Source organism: Nocardia sp. NPDC060220 (genome assembly GCF_042727815.1).
Classification (GTDB): Bacteria; Actinomycetota; Actinomycetes; order Mycobacteriales; family Mycobacteriaceae; genus Nocardia.
In genome coordinates this window covers 1-1,974 of sequence record NZ_JBHWZY010001091.1, presented here as the reverse complement: position 1 = coordinate 1,974, position 1,974 = coordinate 1, and the positions used below count along the sequence as shown (strand labels likewise).

Annotated in this window: 2 protein-coding genes and 1 pseudogene; all 3 read right to left on the bottom strand. The window is 66.8% G+C overall.

Features of this window, described 5'->3' with window-relative positions; all coding sequences use genetic code 11:
* A partial coding sequence (locus ACFWF3_RS33965; protein ID WP_379318092.1) for a lipase family alpha/beta hydrolase occupies positions 1-756 on the bottom strand: 756 nt, incomplete at its 3' end.
* 23 nt (positions 757-779) lie between these two features.
* Positions 780-1,595 carry an MBL fold metallo-hydrolase gene (locus ACFWF3_RS33960; protein ID WP_379318090.1) on the bottom strand — a complete coding sequence of 272 codons (816 nt, stop codon included), beginning with the start codon at positions 1,593-1,595 and terminating at the stop codon, positions 780-782.
* A gap of 8 nt (positions 1,596-1,603) precedes the next feature.
* A pseudogene (locus tag ACFWF3_RS33955) lies at positions 1,604-1,974 on the bottom strand (alpha/beta hydrolase); the annotation flags it as partial.

Sequence of the window (1,974 nt, the reverse complement as noted above, 5' to 3'; positions counted from 1 at the left end):
GATCTCCCTGGTCGTGGCCGGGGCAGCGCGGCCGGCCATGAATCGTTGTGCGGCAGCGGGAATGACGCGATCCTGGCCCGAGATCAGGTACCAGCTGGGCGTGGTCGCCCATGACGGCGAGCCCGAGGGTTCCAGATTGGCGTTCAGCGCGGCCGAGAGTTGATGGGCATACATGTCCGCGGCGGTCTCCGGACTCACATCCTGGGCGAAAATCGTGTGAAAGTAGGGCGCGTCGATGTAGCCGTCGACATTGCGGCCCGCGAGGCCGGTGGGGTCGTCCACTACCCGAACCTGCAGCGCGGGCGGCAGGAGTTGGCTGCCGGGAAAGCGGATGGGGTCGAGCAGTCCCTGCACGAATTCGCCCTGTGCGGGCGCGAAGGCCGCGATGTAGACGTTGGCTTTGACCTTGGGGTTGTGGGTGTTGGTGACAACGGCCCCGCCGTAGGAGTGCCCGACGAGCACGACCGGCCCGTCGATGCGGTCGAGAACACCTTGCAGGGCCGCCGAGTCATTGCGGGGTCCGCGCAGCGGATTGTTCACTGCGACAACCGGATAGCCGCGGTCGCGCAGCTCGGCGGCGACCCCGTCCCAGCTGGTTGCGTCGGCGAAAGCGCCGTGCACCAGCACCAGTGTGGGTTCACCCGGATCGGCGGCGGCTGCTGCGGGAACAAGCGGGCCCACAGCGACAACCGTCACCGCCAGCGCGCTCAGTAACCGCCGCCTGCGCGGACTCAGGACATGCGTAGACGATGACATGATCGATCACCTTTCGTTAGCGCTCAGTACGCGAGCGGTGTAGTGGGAGAATGAAATTCGACAGCTTGCCCGAGCGGCAACCACTGCACCCGGTGGTGCACGCCCTCGGACTCCTCGAGTAACCGCACGCGAGCTCGGTCGTGGCTTTCGCTGAAATGGGTCCAGCCTTCGTAGTGCACGGGCAGTGCGATGCGTGGTTCGAGGAGCCTGATGAACCGCGCGGCATCACGGGCGTCCATCGTGTATTTCACCGGCCCGGTGAGTCCGAAGCGGACCGCACCGATATGCAGCAGCGCGATATCGACGTCGAGGCGGCGAGCCACTTCCTCCAGCCCCGCGAAGTAGACCGAATCCCCCGACATCCACACCGCCACACGCTTTTCCGCCGGCCGTTGGATCGCGAAGCCGAGGTTCTCGCCCGCGAGCAGCCGACTGAGCGGTGGCCCGTGCCGGCTCGGCGTGGCTAGCACCCGCAGCGGAGTTCGGCCCGGTGCGTTCAGGACGGTTTTCTGCCAAGCCACCATCGGCTCGGCGTGCGCGAGTCCGAGCCGACGGCTGCCGCTCGCCGTGGTGATGACCCGCGGCACGGTGCGCAGCAATGCCCGGCCCGCGTGGTCCAGATTGTCGGCGTGGTGGTCGTGGGACAGCAACACGGCGTCGATCGCGGGCAGGTCGGTCACCTGTATCGCCGGGCCGATCGTCTTCACCGACGAGGTGCCGAGGGCGAAGTCGTAGCGCTGTCCCGGATCGTCGAAGGTCGGATCGGTGAGGATGTTCCAGCCATCGATCTCGATGAGCGCGGTCGGCCCGCCGATGTGGGTGATTCTGACGCCCGCCACGGTGGCTGTTACCGCGCCTGCGGGAATCGGGTCGCTGCGTGCCGAAGCGACCAGTCCAGGGCGTAGTCGGCAATCTCCTCCCACCCGTCCTGGCTCACGAGCCGGTGTGTGCGGTCGGGGAACTCCACCCGCTCGACCAGCGCGGTCCCCTGTGCGTACTTGCGCAGGGCGGCCTTCTGGATAGCAGGTGGAGCGACGTGGTCGATTCCTCCGGAGATGAGCAGCAACGGTGCTCGGTCTGGCTTGCGGAAGTCGACGGCGGTGATCCCCGACTTCTTCTTCGGCAACGACAGCACGCCCTCGAAGAAAACCCGGTTGGACGAATTCACCGCGCTAGCAGCCCATTCCAGGTCGGAGTCGGCACGGCTGAGGTCGTTGC